The organism is Azoarcus sp. L1K30 (genome assembly GCF_018122735.1).
Taxonomy (GTDB): Bacteria; Pseudomonadota; Gammaproteobacteria; order Burkholderiales; family Rhodocyclaceae; genus Parazoarcus.
Window position 1 is genome coordinate 2896971 of sequence record NZ_JAGRRD010000001.1, and the last position, 21609, is coordinate 2918579.

At 61.2% G+C, this 21609-nt stretch carries 22 protein-coding genes and 1 pseudogene; 12 read left to right on the plus strand and 11 right to left on the minus strand.

Annotation, left to right across the window (positions count from 1 at the left end):
• The 11 genes and pseudogenes from J5J83_RS13370 to J5J83_RS13415 all read left to right on the plus strand — a co-directional run.
• The coding region (locus tag J5J83_RS13370; protein ID WP_212349885.1) for a DUF6765 family protein at positions 1-710 on the plus strand (710 nt) is incomplete at its 5' end.
• A gap of 151 nt (positions 711-861) precedes the next feature.
• Complete coding sequence (locus tag J5J83_RS13375) at positions 862-2085, plus strand: right-handed parallel beta-helix repeat-containing protein (protein WP_212349887.1); 1224 nt, start codon at positions 862-864, stop codon at positions 2083-2085.
• A gap of 33 nt (positions 2086-2118) precedes the next feature.
• A pseudogene (locus J5J83_RS23000) lies at positions 2119-2278 on the plus strand (IS630 family transposase); the annotation flags it as partial.
• A gap of 152 nt (positions 2279-2430) precedes the next feature.
• The gene (locus tag J5J83_RS13380; RefSeq protein ID WP_212349889.1) at positions 2431-3210 is read left to right on the plus strand and encodes a sialidase family protein; all 780 of its coding nucleotides are present in this window, start codon (positions 2431-2433) and stop codon (positions 3208-3210) included.
• 408 nt (positions 3211-3618) lie between these two features.
• Complete coding sequence (locus tag J5J83_RS13385) at positions 3619-4140, plus strand: TRAP transporter small permease (RefSeq protein ID WP_212349891.1); 522 nt, start codon at positions 3619-3621, stop codon at positions 4138-4140.
• Positions 4141-4150: 10 nt separating this feature from the next.
• Positions 4151-5440, plus strand: a complete 1290-nt coding sequence (locus tag J5J83_RS13390; RefSeq protein WP_212349892.1) for a TRAP transporter large permease — start codon at positions 4151-4153, stop codon at positions 5438-5440.
• Between the two features lie 12 nt (positions 5441-5452).
• Complete coding sequence (locus J5J83_RS13395) at positions 5453-6478, plus strand: DctP family TRAP transporter solute-binding subunit (RefSeq protein ID WP_212349894.1); 1026 nt, start codon at positions 5453-5455, stop codon at positions 6476-6478.
• Positions 6479-6486: 8 nt separating this feature from the next.
• Positions 6487-7734: a diaminopropionate ammonia-lyase gene (locus tag J5J83_RS13400; RefSeq protein WP_212349896.1), complete on the plus strand. Its 1248-nt coding sequence runs from the start codon at positions 6487-6489 to the stop codon at positions 7732-7734.
• A 160-nt stretch (positions 7735-7894) separates the two neighbouring features.
• The gene (locus tag J5J83_RS13405) at positions 7895-9154 is read left to right on the plus strand and encodes a Zn-dependent hydrolase (protein WP_212349898.1); all 1260 of its coding nucleotides are present in this window, start codon (positions 7895-7897) and stop codon (positions 9152-9154) included.
• A complete protein-coding gene (locus J5J83_RS13410; RefSeq protein ID WP_212349901.1) occupies positions 9151-10098 on the plus strand; it encodes an N-carbamoyl-D-amino-acid hydrolase in 948 nt (315 codons plus the stop codon). Before J5J83_RS13405 ends, J5J83_RS13410 begins: the two co-directional genes overlap by 4 nt.
• A 104-nt stretch (positions 10099-10202) precedes the next feature.
• Positions 10203-11063, plus strand: coding sequence for a MurR/RpiR family transcriptional regulator (locus J5J83_RS13415; RefSeq protein ID WP_212349903.1), 861 nt, complete (start codon positions 10203-10205; stop codon positions 11061-11063).
• Positions 11064-11111: 48 nt separating this feature from the next.
• On the opposite strand, the gene J5J83_RS13420 is transcribed toward J5J83_RS13415, so the two are convergent.
• Positions 11112-11603 carry a lysozyme inhibitor LprI family protein gene (locus tag J5J83_RS13420; RefSeq protein ID WP_212349905.1) on the minus strand — a complete coding sequence of 164 codons (492 nt, stop codon included), beginning with the start codon at positions 11601-11603 and terminating at the stop codon, positions 11112-11114.
• Positions 11604-11710: 107 nt separating this feature from the next.
• Positions 11711-12259 carry a hypothetical protein gene (locus tag J5J83_RS13425; RefSeq protein ID WP_212349907.1) on the minus strand — a complete coding sequence of 183 codons (549 nt, stop codon included), beginning with the start codon at positions 12257-12259 and terminating at the stop codon, positions 11711-11713.
• 69 nt (positions 12260-12328) lie between these two features.
• Between J5J83_RS13425 and J5J83_RS13430 the strand changes: the two genes are divergently transcribed.
• A complete protein-coding gene (locus J5J83_RS13430; protein ID WP_249115714.1) occupies positions 12329-12934 on the plus strand; it encodes an HNH endonuclease in 606 nt (201 codons plus the stop codon).
• A 576-nt stretch (positions 12935-13510) separates the two neighbouring features.
• On the opposite strand, the gene J5J83_RS13435 is transcribed toward J5J83_RS13430, so the two are convergent.
• The 9 genes from J5J83_RS13435 to J5J83_RS13475 all read right to left on the minus strand — a co-directional run bounded on the left by J5J83_RS13435 (position 13511) and on the right by J5J83_RS13475 (position 21478).
• Positions 13511-14137 (minus strand): hypothetical protein, encoded by a 627-nt coding sequence (locus J5J83_RS13435; protein ID WP_212349909.1) that lies wholly within the window; start codon positions 14135-14137, stop codon positions 13511-13513.
• Between the two features lie 19 nt (positions 14138-14156).
• The gene (locus tag J5J83_RS13440; protein WP_212349911.1) at positions 14157-14738 is read right to left on the minus strand and encodes a hypothetical protein; all 582 of its coding nucleotides are present in this window, start codon (positions 14736-14738) and stop codon (positions 14157-14159) included.
• Positions 14735-15676: a CBASS oligonucleotide cyclase gene (locus J5J83_RS13445; RefSeq protein ID WP_212349913.1), complete on the minus strand. Its 942-nt coding sequence runs from the start codon at positions 15674-15676 to the stop codon at positions 14735-14737. The genes J5J83_RS13440 and J5J83_RS13445 overlap by 4 nt, the downstream gene beginning before the upstream one ends.
• On the minus strand, positions 15676-16650 hold the full coding sequence (locus J5J83_RS13450; RefSeq protein WP_212349915.1) for a hypothetical protein: 975 nt from the start codon (positions 16648-16650) through the stop codon (positions 15676-15678). The genes J5J83_RS13445 and J5J83_RS13450 overlap by 1 nt, the downstream gene beginning before the upstream one ends.
• Positions 16644-17171, minus strand: a complete 528-nt coding sequence (locus J5J83_RS13455) for a 7-cyano-7-deazaguanine synthase (RefSeq protein ID WP_249115715.1) — start codon at positions 17169-17171, stop codon at positions 16644-16646. The genes J5J83_RS13450 and J5J83_RS13455 overlap by 7 nt, the downstream gene beginning before the upstream one ends.
• 137 nt (positions 17172-17308) lie before the next feature.
• Positions 17309-17857 carry a hypothetical protein gene (locus J5J83_RS13460; RefSeq protein WP_212349919.1) on the minus strand — a complete coding sequence of 183 codons (549 nt, stop codon included), beginning with the start codon at positions 17855-17857 and terminating at the stop codon, positions 17309-17311.
• Positions 17858-17982: 125 nt separating this feature from the next.
• A complete protein-coding gene (locus J5J83_RS13465) occupies positions 17983-18300 on the minus strand; it encodes a hypothetical protein (protein ID WP_212349921.1) in 318 nt (105 codons plus the stop codon).
• 134 nt (positions 18301-18434) lie between these two features.
• On the minus strand, positions 18435-19352 hold the full coding sequence (locus J5J83_RS13470) for a hypothetical protein (protein WP_212349923.1): 918 nt from the start codon (positions 19350-19352) through the stop codon (positions 18435-18437).
• A gap of 74 nt (positions 19353-19426) precedes the next feature.
• On the minus strand, positions 19427-21478 hold the full coding sequence (locus tag J5J83_RS13475; RefSeq protein WP_212349925.1) for an ABC transporter substrate-binding protein: 2052 nt from the start codon (positions 21476-21478) through the stop codon (positions 19427-19429).
• Positions 21479-21609: the final 131 nt, after the last annotated feature.

Consider the following 21609-nt stretch of genomic DNA (forward strand, 5'->3'; position numbering starts at 1 on the left):
TGGGGCTCTATGCAATCGACGTGCATTACTACATGACCTATTTCCTGGCAATTGCGGCAGGCATCGACATCGAGAACAGCCAGATCATCGCACTGGCTTCACAGTACATTGACAACAACGATGCAACGCAGCCCACGAACCTATCTGACGGCCACGTCAATCGACTGATCAAATACCACTTCGTCATGACCGATCCCACAAATGCAGGGGAGCTCCTCAGAAACTTCAATAACAGTGATCTCGCTACCGGCAGCACTGCACCTCAAATCGAGTGCCTAAGAAATGCCAGCTTTCAGGCATACACCGACCCGACTGCCCACCCAAGGGCATACCTACAGCTCTATGGCGAGTATCTGCACGCCTTGGCAGATACCTACGGCCACCGCAACAAATACAACGTCCCCTACGCGGCAGGTAATTTGGGGCTTGGACACGGACTAGCCGGAGTTGAGCCGGACAAGACTTACAACGACCCGTTCGACTACGACGGATCCTCACTCCCATACGGCTGGTACGTTCGCGAAGCTCGGACACTCGAAGCAGAAACAACCATGTACAACGAACTTGTCAAGCTCCCCGTGGCAGATGCAACTCATACAAGGACATGGACCGAGATTGAAGCCACCTTGAGAACATTCAACGCATTCCGAGGATATGAAGATATCTCCGGGCCGATGAACTTAGATGAAAAGATCACTATTCTGGGCTGAGCACTCATCAATATGGGCATTGACATCGACTTGAAGTTCGGCGACTACGATGTAGACACCGCGGAAGACAACCGGAGAACATTTTTGACAGAACTGGACCATAATAAATATCCTGGAGTCATTTTTAACCAATAGGCAATATGGAAAATATATGAATCGGCGCGAATTCTTAAGTCGCACGATGCCAATGGGATTTGTATTGATAACACCGCTCAGTACAATGGCCAATCACAGCCCAGCCCCTTTACCTAGAGCAAACCCCAAGAATGACTGGGACAAACGTCATATCATCAAGAATGCTGGGCACTACGTGCTTGAGGAAAGCGCTATTCAGCGTGCCCACTGGACGATTGAAGGCAACTATCCTCGCATATTGCAAGCGATGCTCACGATCTGGAGTGGTAACGTCGATGTTGATCTTCGCGGCAATACAATCGGTGGCGAACTCAATACTGAAGGCATATTCATACGCTCAAAGACTCGCAATGATGCAGCGATCTTTCCAACCACCACAGCTCCACAGAGCATAGACCTTCGCGGAGTAACCATTCGCAACGGCACTATTGATCTCAAGTCGGGAAAAGGAAACGGCATGGGCATTCGTGCCATGCGCGAATGGAACCCAAGAGCACAATCTGGCGACACCTTCGGCACTCAGCCAGTGACCAAAGGATCCGTACGAGAGCGCAAGATGATAGCGGGACCCCGTCGAGATGGACAGAATCCGCCGCTTGAGCCGAATGCCTTTCCAGGATACGAAGGGCATGGCGATTTCGACGACTACGTAACCGAGATCTACCGCAAACCCAAACCCGTCGTCGACTACGTCCGTTGCGACTATCTGTTCGAGAACCTAACCATCAAGACGAGCATGATTTCGATGGCCGTCGAGGGAAGCCATATAACTATTCGCAATTGCGACATCGACTGCGCGGGCCTGTCTGCGATTTTCGTTGCGGGCCCAAACGTCACCATCGAGAACTGCACAATACGCCTGCGAAAGCAATCCGCGCAGTCATTGATCCACGAACGCCCAACGATGGTCTTCTTCGACAAGTTGCCAGATGAGGTGCTTACCCCGCCCCGTGCAGCCATCATCCTTAGAGAAGGCACGAGCGCTGTGATTCGCAATAACCACATTCGCATTGACTACGCTGATCGAAACTTGGATGGATGCGAGACGGACACAGCGGTGCCTTCATTGCAACTCTGCCGGTGGAGAAGCCCGTCGAACTGCATTCTGATTCAGGATGGGGCGAAAGATGTGCTTATCGAGGGAAACACCTTTATCAACGTTAAAGGCGATCCGGTCACATTATCCGAAGGCGCAGAAGCCGAAATCAAAAACAATAGAATCGAAGCACTTGATTTTTAGAGATTGACATCATTTACATAAGTCAATACAGATATGAACTGCGGAAGAACATCCGACAACCGCAAACACCCGCACGAGGCGCTGCAGGTTATGCATCAACAAGCGGTCAAGGCGATTCGTGAGGCCAGGATTAATCGGCGTTGCTGCGGCGTATGGCATCAACGTGAGCAGTGTGTTTCGCTGGCTGGCGGACATGCCCCGCGTCCCTGCGGGTATCGGCACAGGTCGGGCTGGCCTTCAGACACTCGGTTTCCGACGGAGGCCCACAGAAGGACGAAGCAGCCTTGAGCACAAACCACGTTTTTCGTCAGGACGTTTCAGCCAGGAGTTGATCGGGAGCAGAGGATGAAATGGATCCGGCGTGTGGTACTGCTCGTCATGGGCGTGGTGTTGATCGCAGTTTTTCTGGCGGCAATGCCCGGCATTCCTCGCAAGGATGTGCTGGAGTGCGGGCTTCCCGACGGCAGCAAATTCGTCCTCACTGCCGGGTACGACTGGTATCCGCTTGCCAGGGTTCTTCCCGAGGCTGCAGAACGGTTGAATCAGGGGCCATGGAGCGTTGAATACCAGGAGGAGCGGGAACCGTTCAAAGCCTTCAAGTCAGAGGCGCCCGCATCCGTATCCTTCTTGAACACAACGGATATCGAACTGCGTGAAGTCTGCGCCAAGGTCGGGAAGCTCCACGGCATACCGCTGGTAGCATTCAGCTACCTGAATCGGGATGATAATTGGCTACCGCTTGAAGGCTTTCCGTGGGAAAAACTGACCATCGGTCCGTGGGATAAACTCGCTCCCAGTACTAGGGGGGCCATGCAGGCGGCAGATTTCAAGAGTTCAACATATCTCTTTTCGCTCGTCGTTCCGAGCAAAGACAGATATATCTACGAACAGCCTTTGCTTCGCGACGCCACTGACAGGCGGTTCGGGACTTTCGAAGGCGTCTATCAGTCCATCTCCACTGACGGTGGAAAGACCTGGTCCAAGCCGGTCATTACGACCAAGGCCATCATCTTCGAGATGGGTAAGTCATGGCTCGACCAGTGCTTCGTTGCCCGCCCGATCAGGATCAATGGCAGACAGATCAAACCGGATTTCCCCGCACCTTGCCCGGACAGAAGTAAGTAGATTGCTTCGAAGGGAGGTGGCTTCCGTATTGCTTGCCGTGCGCACGAGCTCGATCGACTGCCCTCAATTGCATTAAGCGCTGACGGCGCAAAGCGCGTGTCTGTCGCACACGCAGCGGCGAGCGGGATAGCCTGCCCCCAAGGCCTCAAATACGAGCCGCGCAATTCCTGCCGCATCCGACCATGTGCTGTTTCAGTGCATCCGGGCACCGCACGCCCCCAGATAGTAAACTTTTCCATACTCATCAATATCTTGCGATGCACAATGCCGGTGCCCTAGCCGGCATCCTCGCACCACTTTGGAAACATAAATTTCAAGATTGAAATTCTGAAACTTATGTTTTAGAGTGAATTCAACGCGTCGGAACGCCGACCACAAACCACTTGCCGGATTACCCAGGAGTCATGCATGAGCCTGACCGCGTTGGCACAATGCATCGAGAAAATTGGCCGCCAGGTCAACCGCGGGGTCGAGTGGCTGTGCGCCGGCCTGATCACGGCGATGGTACTCGTCGTGTGGCTGGGGGTGGGCGGACGCTATCTGACCCAGGACGGCATCAGCTGGACCGAAGAGCTATCGCGCTACCTGATGATCTGGGCGGCGCTGCTCGCGGTGTCCTGCGGCGCATGGTGGCGCGAACATGTCGGGCTCGACCTCATTCCCGCCCACCTGCCCGAGACCGCACGCCGGTTTCTGAAGCTGGGCACGGATGCCCTGACGGTGGGCTTCTTCGTGTTCATGTGCATCTACGGCATCGACATGACGATCGAGGGCCGTACCCAATTCTCGACGCTGTTCGGTCTGTCGATGGAGGTGCCGTTTGCCGCGGTGCCGGTGTCCTCTGCACTGGCCGCCTTCCAGTTCGGGGTGCGACTGCTCGCCGACTTCACCAACCTGCCGCGCGCCGAAACGGCCGCCGTTCCTTACTGAGCCGCCCATCATGTGGATTGTTGCCGTCTCCTTTTTCGGGCTGATGCTGCTGGGCATGCCGATTGGCGTCGTCATCGGCATTGCTGGCGCCATCGGACTGGTACAGCTGGGCGACGTGTCTTTCCTCGCCATGGCGCCGAAGCGCTATTTCGAAGGTCTGGACATGTTCACCTTCATGGCCATGCCCTTCTTCATTCTTGCCGGCGAGCTGATGAACGCCTCCGGCATCACCCAGCGCCTGGTCGCCTTTGCACTGTCGCTGGTGGGCTACCTGCGCGGCGGCCTGGCGCATGCCAACATGGTGGCCTCGGTGCTGTTCGCCGGCATGACGGGCGCCGCGGTGTCCGACGCCGCGGCGATGGGCAACACCCTTGTCCCGGCGATGGTGAAACAGGGCTACAGCAAGCCTTTTGCGTGTGCAGTCACCGCGGCGGGTTCGATCATCGGCCCCACCATACCGCCCTCCAACCTGATGGTGATCTACGGCTCCATCATGGGGGTGTCGATCGCCGGCCTGTTCGCCGCCGGCATCGTGCCCGGGTTGCTGATCTGCGCCATCTGCATGGCCGTCATCGCCGCACTGGGCAAGAAGCTCGGCCTGCCCAAGGGCGAGGGCCGCCCCAGCCTGATCTCCATCCTGGTCAGCTTCAAGGACAGCCTGATCGGCCTGACCATGCCGGCGATCATCCTCGGCGGCATTCTCGGCGGCGTCGTCACCCCCACCGAAGCCGCCTCGATCGCGGTGGCCTACGCGATGTTCGTCGGCTTCGTCGTCTATCGCACGCTGACGCTGCGCCAGGTCGGCGTGATGCTGATCCGCACCGCCCGCATCACCGGCAGCGTATTCCTGATCATCGCCGCGGCGTCCATCCTGTCGTGGTGGCTGACCTTTCACCAGATTCCGCAGATGATCGCGCATGCCATGCTGTCGGTGGCCTCGAGCAAGGAAGGTGTGCTCGGTCTGATCCTCGCGCTGCTGCTCTTCGTCGGCATGTTTCTCGACATCACCGCCGCGCTGATCATCCTCGCGCCGGTACTCGGCCCGCTCACCGCGGCCGTCGGCATCGAGCCGGTGCACGCCGGCATCATGATCATCCTCGCCCTCAATATCTCGCTGATGACGCCGCCGGTGGGCGCCTGCCTGTTCGTGCTGTGCTCGGTCACCGGCGAGAAGATGGAGCGCATCGCCCGCGCCCTGGTGCCTTTCCTCATCGCCGAAGTCGCGATCCTGTTCCTGATCACCTACTGGTCAGATCTCACCCTGTTTGTTCCCCGCCTGTTCGGTTACGTCCAACCTTAAGGAGTCCCACCCATGAAGCTCAAGACCCTGCTCACCGCCGTCGCCACCACCATGGTGTTTGCCGTTGCCCCCGCGCACGCCGAGAAGATCCTCAAGCTGCACCACCTCAACGTGGACGATCCGTTCGAGAGCACCACCGGCGCACTGGTCACCGTGTTCAAGAACCTCGTCGAGGCCGGCACCGGCGGCTCGGTGAAGGTGCAGACCTTCCCCAGCGGCCAGCTCGGCAAGGACAACGAGGTGCTGTCGCAGGTCAAGGCCGGCGTGGTGCAGTCCGGCGTGTTCTCGGTGGGCGGTTTTGCCAGCACCTACCCGATGATCGGCGTGCTCGACATGCCCTTCGTGTTCCCCGACATCTCCACCACCTACGCGGTGTTCGACGGCCCCTTCGGCAAGAAGCTGGGCGATGACATCGAGAAGAAGACCGGCATGGAAGTGCTCGGTTTCGGCGACTCCGGCGGCTTCTTCGCCATCACCAACTCGAAGCGCGCAATCAAGACCCCGGAAGACATGAAGGGCCTGAAGATCCGCACCCAGACGCTGGAATCGCACAAGCGCGTGATCAGCAGCCTTGGCGGCCAGCCTGCCGCCATCGCCTGGGCCGAGGTCTACACCGCACTACAGACCGGCGTCGCCGACGGCCAGATGAACCCCATCCCGATCGTCGCGATGGCCAAGTTCAACGAAGTGCAGAAGCACATCACCCTCACCGATCACCTGTTCGCGCCCTATGTGTGGGTGATCAACCGCAAGTTCTTCGACAGCCTGACGCCCGAAGAGCAGACCGTGGTGAAGAACGCCGCCAAGAGCGCGATCGTCGCCAACCGCGGCATCAGCCGCATCATCGAGGCCTCGTCCAGGGGCCTGCCCGAACTGGCCAAGACCATGACCGTCACTACGCTGACCGCCAAGGAGAAGGCCGCCTTCCGCGACGCTGCCCAGCCCGCGGTGAAGGCCTACATTGTCGACACCTTCGGCAAGGAAGGCGAAGACATGCTGGCGTCCCTGCAACAGGCGGTCGAGGCCGCCTCGAAGTGAGTAATGCCATGACCACGCTCGACCTCCCCGGTCAGCTGGCCGTCCTGCCGCTGGCGCACTGCGCCGGCGGCGCCGGGCGTGCCACCGGCCCCTATCCCGACCGGCTCAAGCCCATCCTCAGCCTGGCGGCGCATGCCGAGGCGATGACCGAGATCGGCGAGTGGCCCGGCTACGCCCCCACGCCGCTGGTAGGCCTGCCCGGCCTCGCCCGAGCCGCCGGTCTGGGCGCCATCCATTACAAGCATGAAGCCGGCCGCTTTGGCCTGGGCAGTTTCAAGGCACTCGGTGGCGCCTACGCGGTGCTGCGCCTGCTGAAAAATGAGATCCTGCGCCGCACCGGACAGCACGCCAGCAGCCGCGAGCTCATCGCCGGCAAGTTCGCCGACATCGTTTCCGGCATCACCGTCACCTGCGCCACCGACGGCAATCACGGCCGCTCGGTGGCCTGGGGCGCGCAGACCTTCGGCTGCCAGTGCGTCATCTACATCCACGCCACCGTGTCCGAAGGTCGCCGCGAGGCGATCGCACGCTATGGCGCCGAGGTGATCCGCACTGCCGGCAACTACGACGACGCCGTGCGCACCGCCGACGCCGATGCCAAGACCCACGGCCGCTTCATCGTGTCCGACACCTCCTACCCCGGCTACACCGATGTGCCGCGCGACGTCATGCAAGGCTATTCGGTCATGGTCGAAGAGGCGCTGCAACAGTGGCCCGAAGCCGCCCCCCCGACACACGTCTTCATCCAGGGCGGCGTCGGCGGTCTGGCCGCGGCGGTCTGCGCACAGATGTGGGAACGACTCGGCGACGCCCGGGGACGTTTCATCGTCGTCGAGCCGGACAAGGCCGCCTGCCTCTACGCCTCGGCGCTGGCCGGCGCGCCCACCGCCGTGCATGGCGATCTCGACACCCTGATGGCGGGACTGGCCTGCGGCGAGGTGTCCCTGATCGCATGGGAAGTGCTCGCCGCCGGCACCCACGATTTCCTCACCATTCCGGATGCGGCGGCGGTCGACACCATGCGCCTGCTCGCCGACACGCCCTTCGGCGACACGCCGATTGCCGCGGGTGAGTCCGCCGTCGCCGGTCTGGCCGGTCTGCTGATGGCCTGCAGCCGCCCGCGCCTGGCGGCCGACCTCGGCCTGGGCCCGGACAGCCGCGTGCTGCTGTTCGGCAGCGAAGGCGCTACCGACCCCGAGTTGTACGCCCGACTCGTGGGCCGCAGCGCAGAGGCGGTCGAAGGAGGCGCGCAATGAGCAACGCCATACTCGCCGCAACCCTGACTTCGCCTTCCTTGAAGGGAGAGAAGAAATCCGTCGGACTGCCACGGACAGCCCCCTCCCCTTCAAGGGGAGGGTTGGGGTGGGGATGGGTTTCCCCCGCAGCCCCTGCGCAACTCACCCACAGGTACACCCCATGACCGCCTCCGTCCTGCAAATCAACGCCGAACGCCTGCACAGGCGCATCGCCGACCTGGGCGCCGTGGGCGCCATCGAGGGCGGCGGATGCGCGCGCCTTGCGCTGACGGACGCCGACCGTGCCGGGCGCGACCTGGTGTGCGGCTGGATGCGCGAGCTGGGCCTGTCGGTCTCGGTGGATGCCATCGGTAACGCAGTCGGCGTGCGCGCCGGCCGCGGCAATGGCCCCGCGGTGATGACCGGCTCGCACATCGACACCGTGCGCACCGGCGGCCGCTACGACGGCAATCTGGGCGTGCTCGCCGGGCTGGAAGTGATTGCCAGCCTCAACGATGCCGGCATCGAGACCGAGCACCCGCTGGCAGTCGCCTTCTTCACCAACGAAGAGGGCGCACGTTTCGCACCGGACATGATGGGCAGCCTCGTGTTCACCGGCGCACTCCCACTCGCCGAAGCGCTGCAGACACAAGGCATCGACGGCAGCACCGTGGGCGCGGAACTCGCGCGCATCGGCTACGCAGGCAGCGCACCGACACCGGCCGCCGCCCCGCACGCCTTCGTCGAGCTGCATGTGGAGCAAGGCCCGGTGCTCGACCGCGAAGGCATCGAGATCGGCGTCGTCGAGTCGGTACAGGGCATCTCCTGGACCGAGATCGAGATCCTCGGCACCTCCAACCATGCCGGCACCACGCCGATGGCGCTGCGCCGCGACGCCGGCTGGGCGGCGGGATCGATCATCAACTTCGTGCGCGAACTGGCGCAGGAGTTCGGCGGCGACCAGGTTGCCACCGTCGGTCGCATCGAGTTCTTTCCCAACCTGGTCAACGTCGTGCCCAACCGCGCCGTGCTCACCGTCGATCTGCGCAACACCGACGAAGCCCTGCTGCAACGCGCCGAAGCACAACTGGCCGCACACCTCGACGCCCTGCGCGACGCCGAGAAAGTGGACATCAACACCCGCACGCTCGCCCGTTTTGCCCCGGTGCCCTTTGCGCCGGCGATGTGCGACCGCATCGAACGCCATGCCCGTGTGCAGGGCCTGCGCACCCGACGCATGCCAAGCGGCGCCGGCCACGACGCGCAGATGCTGGCCGCGGTCTGCCCCACGGCGATGATCTTCGTCCCCAGCGTGGATGGCATCAGCCACAACGTGCGCGAATTCACCCATCCCCAACACATCGAAGCCGGCGCCAATGTGCTGCTTGCCGTTCTGTGCGAACTGGCAGGCACCGTGCCGCCGGCAGGAGAACCTGCATGACCCGCAAGATCACCGTCGGCGCCGCCCAGCTCGGCCCCATCGCGCGCACCGAATCTCGGCCCCAGGTCGTTGCGCGCATGATCGAACTGATGCGCGAAGCCAAGGCCCGTGGCTGCCACTACGTGGCCTTCCCCGAACTGGCGCTCACCACCTTCTTCCCGCGCTGGTACACCGAGGAGCAGGCCGAGATCGACGCCTGGTTCGAGACCGAAATGCCCGGCCCCGACACCCTGCCACTGTTCGACGAGGCGAGGAAGCTCGGCATCGGCTTCTATCTCGGCTACGCCGAACTGGCGCAGGAAGACGGCGTCACCCACCACTACAACACTGCCATCCTGGTCGATCCGACCGGCGCCATCGTCGGCAAGTACCGCAAAGTGCACCTGCCCGGCCACCGCGAGCACGAACCGTGGCGCGCCTTCCAGCACCTGGAAAAGCGCTACTTCGAGCGCGGCAACCTCGGCTTCGGCGCCTGGCGCGCGCAGGCGGGCGCGGAGAAAGGCATCTTCGGCATGGCACTGTGCAACGACCGCCGCTGGCCGGAAACCTACCGCGTACTCGGCCTGCAGGGCGTCGAGATGGCCTTCATCGGCTACAACACCCCCATCCACTACCCGCCGGTGCCCGAACACGACCACCTGCAGGGCTTCCACAATCACCTCGTGCTGCAGGCCGGTGCCTACCAGAACGGCATGTGGATCGTCGGCATCGCCAAGGCCGGCAAGGAAGAAGATTGCGACCTGCTCGGCCAGAGCTGCATCATTGCGCCCACCGGCGAAATCGTGGCGATGTGCTCGACGGTGGAAGACGAACTGGTGACCGCGGTGTGCGACCTCGACCGCTGCCGCGAGCTCAAGGACAATGTCTTCAACTTCGGCCTGCACCGCGAACCGGAAACCTACCGCCTGATCGTCGACACCAAAGGCCCCGTCGAACCGGCCTGATCGTCGACCGCAATGCCGGGCGAGATGTGCAAGCCGCACAGTGCCCGGCAATACAGGCAGAATACGCCAACAACATTCGACACCCGGCAGACGCGCAGCGAGCGATGACCCCCAAGCCCACCAAACGCTTCAAACCCATCGACGAGCGCATCGAAGCGCTCGGCGAAACGCTGCCAGACTCCGAGCACAAGCTGGCGCAGCTGCTCACCGCGCAACCCGCCCTGCTCGCCACCCACTCGGCCACCGAGCTCGCAGCCATCGCCGGCAGCTCCAAGGCCGCGGTGACACGCTTCATCCAGCGCGTCGGCTACGACGGTTTCGCCGCCGCCCGCCGCGAAGCACGCGAGGCCCAACGCTGGGGCGCCCCCGGCTTCCAGGCCGCATCGGACCTTTCTGCCGCCTCGGAAGAAGCCTTCGGCGAACACCTGCGCCGCGACCTGCAGAACCTGGCTCTGACCTTCGAGAGACTGACCAGCGGCGTCGTCGAGCCCGCCATCGCCACCCTCGCCCGCGCCCGCCGCGTGGGCGTCATCGGCTACCGCAACAGCCACGCCCTGGCCCAGTACTTTGCGCGCCAGCTCGTGCTGCTCAAGAACCACGTCGCCCTGCTCCCGCAGGCCGGCCAGACCATCGGCGAAGACCTCGCGGCCTTCGGCCCCGACGACATGCTCGTCATCCTCGCCTTCCGCCGCCGTGTGCCGGTGGTCGCCCAGATCGCCCGCCATGCGAAAAAGGCCGGCGTGCCCGTGCTGGTGCTGATGGACGCCACCACGCCCGCCAAAGAGGTCGACGCCACCTGGCGCATCGCGTGCGAGACGAGCGGATCGGGCCGTTTCGACTCGTATGCCGCGGCGATGAGCGTGCTCAACCTGCTGGTGTCGGCGCTGGCGCATCGGCCCGAGGTCGAGGCGGGGAATCGGTTGCGGGCAGCGGAAAGGCTGCATGAGGGGCTGGAGGAGCTGTAGCCGGCACCTGCGCAACCCAAGCGATGCGCCGCGCCTGTCGGCAAGCCGCTATTTCAAGGGCAGGTCGGACACTGCATGGCGCAGCTGCTCGGCACGCCCATAGTTCAGTTCCGCCACGCAAGCGAGACGCCTGAGTTCGAGCGCATTGCCAATCGCGCCACCGCCGATCGAGGCGGCAAAAGCGCATTGCTCGTCCCGGTACTTGGCAAACGTCTTACCCGAAACACCGAGCTTTGTTCTGGCTAAGCGGATGTATTTCGCGTCTTCATCCCATCTGGAGAGCGCGTCGCCCACGTCCCGTTCGGCCAGCGCCAGGACCCTGACGCTTTCGCGGACCTTGTCGGCAAGACAATCCCGCATCCCTGCCTCCGAATTGGCACTGCACGCCTCACGCAATTCGCGCTCAGTCGGCGTCGCCTGGAGCTCGTCTGCTGCGGCCGAGGCCGACAGCATCACGATCAGGCACATACCGAAGCCCCCTACTGTGCGCATAACGCCACCTTTCCTTTGACGATCAGACTTAAGGGCGTGATCAAGCATTCTTGCATACCAATGCGCCCGTTCAGGGTGCCGAATATCCGCAACCGCGCGCAGGCATTTGCCCAGGTCTGCATCCGGATGGCGCGGCCATCGGCCCCACACGGCACTCAGGCCGAAACCCGTCCCAGCCCTCCGAAAAAGGGCTCGGCGCCGTCGGCACCGATATTCATGAAGAATTGGGCCTTGTTATGCGCAATCCGGTCGCGCACCAATGCAGCCTGTGCCGCAGGGTTACCCTGCAGGCTGGCATAGGACGCGGCAAACTGGTCATACCCCTCCACCGCGCGCTGCAACGAATGCGCCCCGGACAGTTCGGCGAATCGATTGCGCATCTCGGGTTCATCGTCGAACATCTGCTCGATACGCGCCTTGTCAGGATGATCGTTCGCCACCACCACCTTTCCGGCATAGTCCGTGGTCAGCACCGGCTCGGGCGGCACCGAGACGCCGGCCGCGCGAAACAGTCTGCCAAGGTCATCGGCAAAATCTGCCGTTGCCTGCGGCAAATCCTTGCCCTGCAACAGTTGCAGCGGCGGCAACTCCTGTAGCAGCGGCGACGGCGTTTCGGCCTCGGCGGCAGCCGGCGCGGTCCGTGTCGAGGCTGACGTGGCAAGGGTTTGCGGGCTACTGACGTAAGACGTGGCGCTGATCAGCATGATGTGCACCTCCAGAGCGATGTGCCCTGTTTATGCAGTCATCGTGCCAGGTGCGAAGCCAATCCCGCCATGCGCCACCTTACCGCCCGGTGTTATGCTCGAAGGGACTTCGGCACTGATCGATACCCATCCATGACCACTCACCTGGACCGTCTGTTGTTTGCCCAAGGGGGCCAGTGTTTCTTCTGCCGCAAGCCCTTGCCGAAGACAGAAGCATCCGTAGAGCACCTGATAGCCAGCGCAAACGGCGGCACGAACGATGACGGAAACTGCGTCGCGTGCTGCAAGGCACTCAACCATTTGCTGGGCGCCAAGTCGATCAAGGAAAAGATGCAGATCGTCCTCAATCAGCGCGGCAGCTTTCAATGTCCCGGCAATTTCGCCCAACAAACCAACGCAGCACCTGCGCCCAGCGCCACCGCAGCGGCACCGAAGCCTGTTCCAGCAACCACCAACAGCACATCGACAGCCATCGACCTGGTGCAGTCAGACCTGAAGAAGCGCGGTGTTTCGCGACCACGGAAAGTCTCGACATTGACGAGCACGATCAAGGCCCTGCTCAAGCAGCAACAGAAGCCCCATTCCGATGCCGAGGTGGCAAACCTGATTGCAGCGCTTCAGAAGCGGGGCAAGCTGACCATTACCGACACCAAGGTCGCATACAAGTTAGGCTGACCGGGATTTGTAGTTCTATCCGGACGGGCGGGAGCAAACGGGTGCCGATGCGGTCTTTTTGTCGGCAGATCGGCCGCGGACTAAACCGCTCGCGCGGTAGGGTGGTGCCCTAGCATCCGCGACGGTATCAGGATCGTAGGTTTCCATCGGCGGAAGGCTTGCCATTGTTGGAGATGAGGCAATCGGCCTCTTCTTTGTAAGCGCCCGGCGAACCCGTCTTGCCGTTTCGCTCAGGCGCAGTGGCTCTTCAGCGCACTACACCGCAATGAACAGGTGAGTTTGCCGGGTGCTTACGTTCGGCCGGAACGGTCATTCGACCAACAAGCCGGCTTTGGCTGCTCTGTAGTGCTTAGCTGCCGCTGAGCATCGAACATCACCAACGGGCAGCCTCGATTCGCCGAACTCACACTCCCGACACATTGCAACCGCTCAGCGCCCGATGCCAACTTCAGTAGTGCTGCGGGAGCAGCACTTCGCCACCAAAGCTGTTCGGCTACCGTTCATCGCGGTCAAGTCACTCAGTGGGCCAGCGAGGCACTCTGTCGGGCGTTCGCCAGTTGCCCGCCAGAGCAATAGTTACGCGAACGAATCGTGCAATTGCTGAGGGTTGTCGGCGATGTAGCGCCAGACGATGAGATCGACAACCTTTGCTTGCTCGCCGGTGGTGGCAGCAAGCTCCCGACAGAGGTCATCGGCGCTGCGAAAGCCGAGGCGCTCAGACACACGCACCAAGTGACGATCAGGCTTCGCAATATCGAGGCCCAGATTCTTTGCGAGATGCCTGCTGGTAACAGGCCCAATGAACGGCAACACCTGGAGTCGGTTAATCGGATCAGCCAGCACCAACTGCTTGAATTCCTCGAAACCGATATTGTTGATGTACCTTGCAGTGGACAAGATGGCCCGCAATTTAAGCCGGTTGGCGAACGTCAAAGCAGCCGTAGTGCAGCAAATCTCGCCAGCCGAGACGATGGCGTCAGCGGACTCCCAATCGCAGAAGCAAAGCGAAACGTGGTCGAAGACCCGGCGGACCGCCGATTCTCGAAAGCCGGAGCACAGCGCAACCCAAGCGTGTTCTCGCAGCAGCTCGCTTTCGGTGAATTCAGTGAAGTCTGCCTCTCGCTGCCACACTACTTCACCTGACAGTCCTGCTTGCTCCACATAGCTACAGGCTCTAGAAAAGAAGTTCATGGCAGCAGTCAAGTCGGCTCTCATAGTTCAACTATTTATCTGCTTTGAAGGTGTCGCGCCACCATAGTCGCACTCGCAGCCACATCAGAGACGTAGCTGGGCGATCGTCCAGTACCTTACTCAGTGCGACCTTCACAAGATGCCGCTGCTTCTGGCTTAGAAACTCTGATTCGGGAATTTGGACGCCGACAGAGGCTGCCATGTCATATCTTGAGAAGACGCGTTGGCAGGCGTCATGATTATATTCGCCCGCCGACAGTAAATAGCCCGCTTCACGCTTTACTTCGGCGTAAACATCCAATGTCCTTTTATGTGCGTCTGATCGCCCTTTCCAGTCAGTCTTCATTTGAATCAGCGTCAGGAAGAAGACGCCAGTGCCAAGCGCCCCAACCCAAATTTGGCTGTCCCACCCGAAGGGCGTCAACGTCCCGTTTAGTTTCGGTTCGACGAATGCGAGCGCTACGAGCCACGTCGACACTCCAAGTGTGAAAAGGTCGAGGGCAAAGGCGAGCTTTGCGTACCGGTCGCGCAGAGCTGCGTGACCGGTACAAAGCATGTCTGAAACCCGACATATTCGAGTCAGTTCGTCCTTCATGGCTTCTTCGACACTCATGGCTCCAACCCGAATAGTGCTTTCCACTGCGCCACAGATCCCGCTGCAGTTGCATTGCGCATGCGTCGGGCTAGGCGCCCGAGTAAGTGGCTTGCCGCTTGACGTTCAGGGCTGTTGGCCGGGCCTAGATAGCTATCCACATGCACGGACTGGCCTGTGCTGTCCTTCATTGGGGAGCGGACCAAGTCACGAGCGCGATCGAAGAAGGTCGGCAGCATCGCGGAGGTCGTCTTTTCCCCTGCATAGTTTCGAAACGCTGCAATCGCCAAGCTCTCCATGTGATAACCGCTCAGGCGCTGACCTTCAGGTAGCTCGCCATTGATGGCCTTGGCGAGCTTGATTGTAGGTACCAGCTTGCCTCCACAGGCGGCGTTACGGGCGCTTAGAACATCCCGGAATGCCATCGGATTGATTTCAGACCAAGCATCACGTCGTGACGAAGGGACATGAAGATGTCCGTCAGCGCCCCTTATCGCCGGCAGGAGTTGAACGACCATCCCGTCTCCATAGTCCACTGTCACTGCCATTTGTCCGTGCGTGACCGTGGCAGACGCAGGCATGGCCGCCTTAATGATGGTGGCCATCTTCTCAAGCGCACGCTGGGGGCTATGGTTCTCAAGGTCAGAGTCGTTGAGAAGAATAAGCGAGTCGATATCGCTCAGTCCATCGACATATGTATGCTTGGCAACTGAGCCGCCAAAGAGCGAGTCAAACGTCCCCTCAATCTCGTCCTGCAACGCGGCGCGAATGTCACTAAGGCGCTCTCGGACCGCTTGCGCATCCCTGCTGTTGTACGCACCAAGTAGATCCGACAACGTACCAGCCAGTTCGACCTCGAATTGCTTAACCGATGAGTCGTCTTCGGCCTTGCGAACTGCGTCTCTCAGTTCCTCTGGGCTTTTGTACCTGAAGGTAGATCCGCCACCGCTGCCGCCCATTACTGATCCCCCAATGCTTCAAGCGCGCTCTCTAATGAGGTCTTGAACATGTCGCTGTGATACTTGAATGAGCTGAAGTCCTGTGATGCCAAGAATCTCCGCATCTCCAACTGCAGCTCATTCATGTAGTAGTAGTTCTGATGCCAGCAACGAGCGTCGACCATATGTGCTTTGGTCGTGACGCCAAGTCGCAGGGCGCCGAAGTTGTGTTTGTAGATCGTCACCCCCTCATGGAATGCGAACCGCAGCCACGTCAAGCCGTCAAAGATATCGGCTCCAGAGAGAAAGTACATGGGAGTTGAAATCGTATCGAGACTGCCGAAGACGTGGATCGGGATGTCGATTCCCGCAGCGGTCAGGGCCCGTCTCAACTTGGCAATGTTCTTCATCCGGTCCACGAGAGAGTTGCCGATCTCTTTCTCGGTGACGCCAATGATGTCGAAGTCGGCAAGGCGATGAACATGCCGCAGCAAGTCGTCGACATGCAGCAGGGTCTGAGACTCCTTCTCGGGCTTGAGCAGCAGCTCTCGCAGAACGTCGGTGCGTCCAGGCGCCATAGTTCGCCCGCGCTCAATCTGCTCGGCGAACCCGACGCGTGCCTTGGGATGGTCGTAGCTAATCAGTACGCTGGGGACTGGTGACTGCCACTTCGCAAGAACGCTTTCGTGCATCTCCTGCGTCCAATCCTTTGGGTAATGCTCCCGGTCCCCGAGGTCGGAGAGTTCGGCATCCTTTGATGCTTCGTACCCGCCGCTGTCGAGAAAGATCAAGGAGGGAAAGTCAAAAGGGGGGCGCACCTTGCCGTAATGAATGTCGTACGCGCTGACAAGAGTGACGCCTTCAATCAACTCCGAACAGGACTCGATGATCTTGTGAACGTCGGGAAAGCCCTTGCTAGAAAACGAAGGCACGAGCAGAGGAGTGCGCTCGACCTCCACGCCATTTAGCTTCAGTGACCGGCGTTTCGCTAGCATTGCAGCGCCTTTCTGTCCTGACACGATGCGCACCTTCCACAAGTGGGCGCGCCGCCGGACTCGCAGCTATATGTCAGCTCGATGGGCAAGCCTGCGTGGATGAAATAGTCGTACACCTCGCGCTTAGTCCATTCAATGAACGGCGCAACCACTCGGACGGCATTGTCGGTGTGTTCAGCGACGGAGCGATTGATCGTATCGACAAAAGCCGGTGAGCAATCATAGTACGGCGTCCCCGCGTGCAGCCCGAGCGCGATTCGACTTGATCGTGCTCGGGTTGCCAATATCGCGGAAAAGACAAGGAAAGCGTTGCGGCCGACAAGTTCGCCGGAACCAAATGGAGCTGCGCCCGTAAGGGCTAATTCTTGAACTTGAATTTCGAGCGCGGCGGCAAGTGACCGCACCGCGCCGCGCTCAAAATCGGCGGCGGCTTGGCCATGGTCCACGAAGACCGCGGATACCTCAAGGCCTTGGTCGATAAGGAACGCCGCACATGCAGCGGAATCAATTCCACCACTCATCAACACGGTCGCATGTCTACTTCTTTCCATCCCTGACCCCCCTCCCTGCGACCATGGCTGGTTTTGGCCGATTGCGGCCATTTTAGCTTGTTGGCATTAACGACCGCAAAGGCCGACCTGCACTCACTCCCCCCGCATCAAAACCCGCATTTCAATCGCCACATCTCATCATTCACTTCCCTCCTCCGCACTCGCAGCCATTCCTGCGTCTGCGCACTCATGCCGCTGCGCGCGGACGCATCGATTCGGCGGATCTCCTTCTCCAACAGACGACAGCGCGGGGCGTTCTCCTCGCCCAGGCTCGGCGTCCGTGCAATGAAGCCTACTGTGCCGCCTTGGGGCTCATCCGTTGGCGCAGTAAACTTCGGCACCGGTGGTGGACTGACGATGCTCAAGGTGCCGCGTGCGACCCGCGTCTGAAGGGCGCCCGACGGGCAGGGCGCGGACTGGTAGGTGACGGTGCCCTGATGGTCGCAACGGAACATCGACCCGGCCTGCGGCGTGCCGCGGCTCACCCCCGGAGGCAGTGACGGGGGCGGAAGGGCGGGCCGCGCGGGACTGGAGGCGGATGGCGCCGGGTTCGGTGGCAGATCCGCTGTTTGCTGGTGGGCATCCCACCACAGGAAGGCGGCCACAAAGCTGGCGATCAGGACCGTCAGGACGATGGCAAATGTGTTTTCTCTCAACGATCAACCCTCTCGGACGTCCTGAAACACTTCGCGCGTGTGAGCGGCCGCAGCCCTCGACCCCCCGGTGACAAGTTGCCGAAACACCCACAGGCGGCCACCCATTCAGTAGCGGTGGAAGTCATTCACTGAAGAACCAGAAGCACCATGCCCCCCTGCGCCAACAAGATGCAGAGAATCTCGATCCAGGCCAGCAGCGACAACGATTCGCCGCGGACCAGCCGGCGTCCGTAACCGACCAGAAGCACGCCGGGAATACCCAGCAATGCTACCGGCAGCCAGTACGCCAACTCTTGCGACAACAGCCTGCGCAGTGCATCAGCACTGAGGCCGCGCTCGAAGATGAATGCACCGACCCAATAGAGGGTCGCCATGATCGCCAGTGCGCCGATCGTCGTAAAGGCCACGCCGGCGCCGGCTTTGGCTGGAAAGGGATTGCGCATGTGTCGACCTGGCAAACGAGGCCCTTACATGGATGCCATGGCGACATTCTAGAATGCCTTCGTCCTGCGATACGTGACCAATGTCATGTCGCGGCGCGCCACGGACACGCGCAACCGTGTGGACTATTCTCCAGTCAGGTGCGCTCACGCGCCCCCGAAGCCGCCAGGCCAGCGGTGAGGCGGTACAGCCCCCATAGCAACAGCACCGGCACGATGAGCGTCTGCATCAGAAAGATGACGATGAGGCGGATCATGCGTTCGGCGACGTCTTCTGCCGCCGCTTTCAGGGCTTCGAATTTCTGTGTGAGCTTGCCGACCGGGTCCTCGAGGCTCGACAGCGCACGCTCGAGCGTATCCTGGGCTGACGATTTCATGTCGCGCGCCCAGTCGAACCAGCCCGATTGCTTCGTTTGCGGCTCGGCTGCGGGTGCGGGCACCTCCGCTGGCGGGGTGGATTCGGTGTCTTCGCGTGCCCCCGCATCGGCCACGCGCTGCAGGGCGGAGGACGTGCGATCGAGCGCGACCTGGCTTTGCTGGTACTCGCCCGCGGAGAATTGCTCGAATACATAACTGCTGCCGATCAGGGTCAATGGCATCACGAAGCGCGCGAAGATCAGGACCAGCATCAGCCGTGTCAGCCAGCCTGGCGCGCCGCGCCCCATGTAGAGGATGACCCACAGCAGCGCGACGCCGGTCACGAAGGCGGAAACCGTCCAGTTCGAGCCCATCACCAGCAGCAGTTTCTGAATGCCGAAGGCGACGCTGGCCGTCAGCATGACCGATGACAGCGATTCGACGAGGTCGTTGATGGGATCGAGTATTTCGCCGACCGAGAGCGACACGCCCACGCCGACCGGCTGTACCGCCAGTTCGGTGCCCTGCAGTACCGAGATGGCGCCGTTGAGCGCGCGAGCCGTGGCGAAGCTGATGACTGCGCGCTTCAGCCCTGCGTCGACGCTCGCAGTGGCCAGCTCGGTCACGGGCTTGAGCCAGCTGCACATCGTTACCAGCAGCACGGCCACAACGATGGCGAGTTTTCTGATGGCGCGCATGTTCATCGGCTGAAATCGTCAATAAGTGAACTGAATTGTCGTCGAGCGCCGCGTCCGGCTGACGGCCGCGTCATTCAAGCGCCGCTGTCGTGGAAGCGAATCTGATTGCGCCCCGCTTCTTTGGCTTGATACATGGCCGTGTCCGCCCACCTCAGGATGTCGCTCTCGGCCGCGTCATGATTGATGAACAATGCAACACCGATGCTCACCGTGCAATGATGTTCGACCACGGTGTCGGCAGCATTTTCATGCTTGACGGTCAGCACGTATTGCTCGGCCAGCGACGCGCGAATCTTCTCGGCTATTCGTCCGGCCTGGACCCCGGACTCGGCGCGATCGACCAGCAGTTCGCTGATGAGCACCACGAATTCGTCGCCGCCGAAGCGCGCTACGGTGTCGGTTTCGCGCACGCATTTCTTCAAACGATCCGCGGCCTCGATCAACAGCACGTCACCCACCGCGTGCCCATACGTGTCGTTTAGCGGCTTGAAGTTGTCCAGATCGAGGAACATCAGCGCGCCGTAGCAGCCACGGCGTTTGCTGACAGCCATCGATCGGCTCAGACGGTCGTTGAGCAGACGACGGTTTGCCAACCTGGTAAGCGGGTCGTAGAAGGCCAGCAGCCGCACCTGATCTTCCATCTGCTTGCGCTTGGCAATGTTGCGGGTCACGCCCAGGATGCCGATGAACTCACCGTCGGCGTTTCGCATGCCGCTGGTGTTCACTTCGGTCCACACCGTTGAGCCATCCTTGCAAGGCTGCTCGAGCTCGCCCTGGAATTCGATGAAGGGCTTGCCTGCGGTCATTGCGGCAATGGACGCTTCAAGCGCCTTCTGCGCAATCGGCATCGATGCCGGGGTCAATGCCTGCTCCAGTGACTGCTGCATGGCCTCCTCGCTGGTATAGCCCCGAAGCTTCTGCACCGAAGGACTGACATAGGTGAACCGGCCATCGAGATTCATGGTCCAGATCACGTCGGTGGCGTTGTCGGCCAACAGGCGATGCCTTTCCTCGCTGAGTCTGAGCAATTCGTGATCCCGCTTGCTGGACACCAGCGCCAAGGTCAGGCGCCGGTTGATGCGGTGAATATAGAGTGCCACGGTGCTGACGATGAGCAGCAAGCCCCCTGCGAGGTAGAGCCAGGTCAGGTCACGTTCCGATTCGGCGTTGTAGATGAAGCCGTCGAGGGAAAAGCCCCTTGGTAGCAGGCCGAGATCGGCATACGTGTCTGCAATATGCCGCCAGCGACCAAGGTGCATGTACCCGATTTCGATCAGATCCGTACGAAAAAGGGGCGCCATGCGGCTGGCTTCGAACAGGTAGAACTCGCGGGGATTCGCGTCCGAGTACTTGTCGCGGATCAGGTCCACGATTTCCTCCGGGTGCGCCATTGCGTATTGCCAGCCACGCAGGCTTGCCTCTCGAAACGCCTTGACCCGGGCAGGATGCTGCCTCAGCTCCTGCTCGGTGGTGAACAGGTTGTCGCCGTAGAAGTCGATGCCGGCGGAGCGCGGCGTGTAGCTGTGATACTCGAAGCCGGCGCGATCCAGAAAATAGGGTTCGTTGGTCACGTAGCCCGAGATTGCATCCGCCTTGCCGTCGATCAGGTCCTGCGGCTGGAAGCTGTGCTCGACGCGAGTCAGGCTCTCCAGTGGAATGCCCTCCAGCTTCAGGTAGGCCAGCAGTTCATCCGACTGGGGTTCGATCATCAGGCGTTTGCCCGCCATGTCGTGGATGCCCTGAACCGGCCCCCGCCGACGGGCGAGCAGGACCACGGGAGAATGCTGAAAGAGCGCCGCCAGCACCACCACCGGCTGGCCTGAACTGCGGGCCAGCAGCAGGCTGCTGTTGCCGACGCCATACTGCGCCTTGCCGTCGAGGACGTTTCTCACCGGATCGTCACCGGGATGGGCCTCCCGAATGTCGACATCCAGCCCCGCCTCACGGTAGTAGCCCTTTTCCTTCGCGGTGTAGTAGCCGGCAAACTGAAAGGCATGGCTCCATTTGAGCTGCAGCGTCACCGCCTCCATGGCGTGGGCAGCGGCAGACCATCCGCATAGCGCAAGCAGAATTGTGACCAGGGCAACCTGAGGGAAAGCGCCGAAGCGGGCGGGTGGCGGAGGCATACCGCGAGTTTAGTCGCGATCTCCAATGTTGTTGACTGTATCGCGACACCCGCCCGGGTCCGGCGCGACAGGCATACGGGCATGGGCGATGTAGAATTCCGGGACCAGTCCGTGAAAGTACCTCATGCGAA